A 4228-nucleotide genomic window follows, 5' to 3' on the forward strand; every position below is an offset into this window, starting at 1 on the left:
CTCTGGACGTTGACGAACGCGGTGCCGAAGTTCGCCGAGGATTCCTCGTCCGACCCACCGCTCGTAACCGGCGGCGGAATGGATGTGGGCATGACCGGGAGGCTGATTCCGGACGGGTTACTGAATCGGATGGGTGCCTACGGCGGCGTGCTTTCGACGTTCGTCTTCATCATGTTCGCCGAGTTCGGCGACAAGACCCAACTGTTGACGATCAACCTCTCGACGACGTTCCCGCACTCGCCGCTTTCGATATTCGTCGGCGTCATCGCGGCGCTCGGTCTCAGGACGGGACTCGACGCCTTCATCGGCGAGCGCTTCGAGCGCGTCCTCCCGACGAAGTGGCTCGAACTCGTCGCGTCGCTCGTCTTCCTCGCCTTCGGTGCGCTCGTCTTCGCCGAATGGCTCGGCTTCCCGTGAACTCCCTGCCCGATCATCTTTTTCCCCTAACCGCGATCTTTTACTCGCCCCAACCCAAACTGGGTGATAGATGTTTGCCGCACTCGTCTCGGCGTTCGCGGGGGTCGTTCTCGGACTCTCGCTCGCCGCACCTCCCGGACCGATGAACGCCGTCATCGCCGAGGAGAGCGTTCTCCGCGGGTGGCGGTCGGGCTTTTTCGCCGGACTCGGCGCGATGACCGCCGACGCGTGCTTTTTCGTCCTCGCACTCGCGGGCGTCGTCACGGTCGTTCGGGAAGCCCCGCTCGTCCGCGGACTCATGGTCGGTGTCGGCGGGCTATTGATGCTGTATTTCGCCTACGGTGCGGCGAAGGACGCCACCTCCACGTTCACTACGGACTCGGTGGACGAGGACGCGAGGGGGTTCCGGAAGGCATTCGCGCTCGCCATCACGAACCCGTTTCAGATCATCTGGTGGCTCACGGCCGGCGTCGGCCTGCTCGACCCCGGTCAGTTCGACGTGCTCTCGGGGCTCCCCGGACACCTCACGGTATCGACCGGCGGGCCGATAATCATCGTCGGCTTCTTTCTGGGAATCGCGTGCTGGATTACGGGCTTTCCGGCGGCGCTGTCCGCGGCAGAAAAACGGATCGACTCGCTCGCACCGGCCGTCGCGTACATCAGTGCGGGAATTCTCGCGCTAGCGGGGATTTCGTTCCTCTACGACGCCGTGACGACGCTCGCATAAAATAGTCGGATTCGAATTCGATCTTCCGTCCGTTCAGCGTCCGGTGCCGCGGGGCGAACCCGACGGTTCGGCGTCCATCTCGGGAACTTCGTCTTCGAGCCATTCGCGGAACCACTTCACGCGCTTGAGTCTGCGGTGAGCGATGTCCTGTGCCGTCTCGCTCTGCACGCGGGAAGACGCGTCCTTGCCGCGTTCGAGGACTCGGTCGACCATCTCGGCGGCGGCCATGTGCGTCCGCGCCTCGTATCCCATGCGCAACAACATCAGTGCGGTCCCGTTCGCGCCGACCTTGTCGAGCATGTCGGCTTCGATGAGGGACTGGGCCTCCTTCGAGAGGCGCGAGAGGTCACCCTGATAGGAGTGGTCTTCGACGGCTTTGCACACCTGGTCCACGAACGATTCGGGGAACTCGCCGTGCGATTCGAGGTACTCGCGGGCGACCCGCGCACCTTCCTCGGCGTGGACTTCCTGATCCGCGTCGAGTTTGGCGATGTCGTGAAACAGCGATGCGACGCGGGCGACGTCCACGTCGGCCCCTTCGCGTTCCGCGATCGTTTCCGCGAGGTTCACGACGTTGAGAATGTGGTTGAATCGGTAATCCGCGGAGTGCCACGGATACCACCGCATGCGTCCCCCACTTTCTTCGTTTTGGACGCTCGCATCGAGATACTCGTACACGAACGTCTTCATCTCCTCGAATTCGGGATCGGAGACGGGTGACCCCTTAATTTCGACACCCACAAAAATCCCTCCAGCGTTCAGCATTCGTACTCATTACTGATACAAACGCACGATTCGCTCTTTAGCGTTACGACGAGGTCATTAAGTCCCGGGTGTTCTTCTCCCCGTGTATGACCGAAGCGTTGTACCTCGAAGCGACCGAGGAGCGGGAATTCGAAGCCACAGTCGAGCGCGTCGTCGACGACCGCGTCGTGCTCGACCGAACGCTGTTCTACCCGGAAGGCGGTGGCCAACCCTTCGATACGGGGGTCTTCGAAGTCGACGGCGAGACGTGGAACGTCACCGACGTACAGAAGAAGGACACCGTCTACCACACCGTCGATGGAACCCCACCCGAAGCGGGGACGACCGTCACCGGACGAATCGACTGGGACCGACGCTACGCCCACATGCAGTATCACACCGCCCAGCACCTCCTCTCGGCGGTGTTGTTGGACGAGTACGACGCGAGCACGACCGGCAACCAGTTGTACACCGACCGCGCCCGAATCGACTGTGCCTACGAACGGTTCACCGACGAGGAGTTCGCCCACATCGAGTCGGTCATGAACGACCGCATCGAGGACGGACTGGAAGTCACGTGGTACGAACTGGACCGCGAGGAAGCCGAGTCCTCCCTCGACCCGGAGCGGACGCGGATCCATCTGCTTCCCGAAAGCATCCGCGAAATCCGTATCGTGGAGATCGAAGCGTTCGACAAAACCGCCTGTGCGGGGACACACGTCCGGCGAACCGACGAACTCGGCGAGTTCCGGATTACCGGCCGGGAGACCAAAGGAAGCGACGAAGAGCGATTGAAGTTCGTGCTGGATTAGTGGGACGTCAACAGCCGTTCGTCCACGAGCGGCAACGAGTCGAGTCGCGCCGCCGTGATCTCAGCGAGGGCATCGCTTCGGGCGGAATCCTTCTTCGCGTGCATATAGGCTTCCCTCGTGCCTTCCGGACCGGCCGTGGGAACGAATCGAACGGTCGTCCCGTTTCGGTCGATGTCGAACAGGAGGTACGCCTGTGGGAACGAACACAGCGACGGGGCGAGGAGTTCGCGTACGCCCATCGTTTCGGCCGTCGCCGGGACGTGCAAATGACCGGAGACGTGGAGCGGAACGTCGTGTCGGGAAAGGAGTTCGGCCAGGTCGCTCGCGTTTTGCATCGGGAACGACGACCGCCACGAATGGGCGTCCGTTTTATCGCCGAGACCCGGAAGGTTGTGATGGGAGACGACGATCGGGGCGTCCGTCTTCGGAAGCGTCTCGTCCAGCCACGCGAGTTGTTCGGCGGAAATACAGCCGTCGTGGCAATCCGACAACGTACCGGTGGGCGTCGATGCGCTGTTCAATCCGATGACGTCCACGCCGCCCACCTGCCGATGGAACGGGAGTTCGTCGGGTGTGAAGTTCGATTCGAACGAGGAGAGCGCCGGTGTCTCGTGGGCGTCGAACGACTTCGGAACGTCGTGATTGCCGGGGACGGCGACGAACGGAACGTCGAGGTCAGCGAGGAGCGATCGGACGGTTTCGAAATCCGCGACGGACCCGTCCTCCGTGAGGTCGCCCGCGAACACGACCGAATCCACGTCACGGCTGTTTACGTCCTCGATAACGGTCCGGAGGCGGTCGCGTGTTCGGTGGAAGACCTTCCACGTACCCTGCTTTTCGGTAGAGACGTGCATGTCGGAGACGAGCGCAATCCTCGTTTTCGTCTGACTTCGAGGATGCGAGAATCGAGCGAATAGCAGACCGGAGTCGGTAGTCGCCTCGGATGATTCGATGACTGCGTCAGTCGGGCCGGATTTCTCGGTGATTTCCAGCGCCATCCCCTCTTCGAGCATCACACGTGTAGACTGCCGCGAGAAGTATAAATCTAGCGTATAGAATATATATCTACCACCATATTCTATATAGATTCGGCCAAATGGTCTATTAGGGATCAGGTCACGTTCGACACACATGTCTGACTGACTTTCATTACGTCACACGTCGAAACGGAAAGTGAGGATGAGCACGAGAAGCCTCCAAGGAATCGGAACAACGAGGACGACGACGACAACGGAGTCGTCGTCTCCCTATCTCAACAAGATTCTACTGTTGATGGGGTTGTTTTTCTTCATCAACGGGATCTATGTAGCGTTTTTCTCGGATAACATATTCACGGCGTTCGGCTACTACTTCGTGGTGATCGCTGCCGTCTGTGCGATACTGTCACGGGCAATCTCGCCGGAAGAGCCACTCATCTCCAAGGAAACGCAACGCAAAGTTCGACAACTAGCTGGCCGTTCGACGTCGACCCAGACACGCCGTTCTGGACGCCAGCGTTCGGGACGACAAAGCGAGTTCGACGTTCGTC

General features: G+C 60.7%; 6 protein-coding genes. 4 read left to right on the forward strand and 2 right to left on the reverse strand.

Going from position 1 to position 4228, the window contains the following annotated elements; genetic code table 11:
- Both WBV42_RS17650 and WBV42_RS17655 read left to right on the forward strand, forming a co-directional pair.
- A partial coding sequence (locus WBV42_RS17650) for a TMEM165/GDT1 family protein (RefSeq protein WP_423987189.1) occupies positions 1–417 on the forward strand: 417 nt, incomplete at its 5' end.
- Between the two features lie 70 nt (positions 418–487).
- Positions 488–1144 (forward strand): LysE family translocator, encoded by a 657-nt coding sequence (locus WBV42_RS17655; RefSeq protein ID WP_423987190.1) that lies wholly within the window; start codon positions 488–490, stop codon positions 1142–1144.
- Between the two features lie 33 nt (positions 1145–1177).
- On the opposite strand, the gene WBV42_RS17660 is transcribed toward WBV42_RS17655, so the two are convergent.
- Positions 1178–1885 (reverse strand): HD domain-containing protein, encoded by a 708-nt coding sequence (locus WBV42_RS17660; protein ID WP_423987191.1) that lies wholly within the window; start codon positions 1883–1885, stop codon positions 1178–1180.
- An 80-nt stretch (positions 1886–1965) separates the two neighbouring features.
- On the opposite strand from WBV42_RS17660, the gene WBV42_RS17665 reads away from it, so the two are divergent.
- Complete coding sequence (locus WBV42_RS17665; protein ID WP_423987194.1) at positions 1966–2700, forward strand: alanine--tRNA ligase-related protein; 735 nt, start codon at positions 1966–1968, stop codon at positions 2698–2700.
- Here WBV42_RS17665 and WBV42_RS17670 read toward each other — a convergent pair.
- Complete coding sequence (locus WBV42_RS17670) at positions 2697–3713, reverse strand: metallophosphoesterase family protein (RefSeq protein ID WP_423987192.1); 1017 nt, start codon at positions 3711–3713, stop codon at positions 2697–2699. The genes WBV42_RS17665 and WBV42_RS17670 overlap by 4 nt on opposite strands.
- A 166-nt stretch (positions 3714–3879) precedes the next feature.
- On the opposite strand from WBV42_RS17670, the gene WBV42_RS17675 reads away from it, so the two are divergent.
- The coding region (locus WBV42_RS17675) for a hypothetical protein (RefSeq protein ID WP_423987193.1) at positions 3880–4228 on the forward strand (349 nt) is incomplete at its 3' end.

The sequence above is a fragment of the Haladaptatus sp. genome (assembly GCF_049589095.1).
Lineage (GTDB): Archaea > Halobacteriota > Halobacteria > Halobacteriales > Haladaptataceae > Haladaptatus.

What these genes read in the sequence shown, in the direction of transcription:
- WBV42_RS17655 (WP_423987190.1), top strand. Translation starts at nt 488, where the DNA reads ATGTTTGCCGCACTCGTCTCGGCGTTCGCGGGGGTCGTTCTCGGACTC.
- WBV42_RS17670 (WP_423987192.1), bottom strand. Translation starts at nt 3,713, where the DNA reads ATGCTCGAAGAGGGGATGGCGCTGGAAATCACCGAGAAATCCGGCCCG.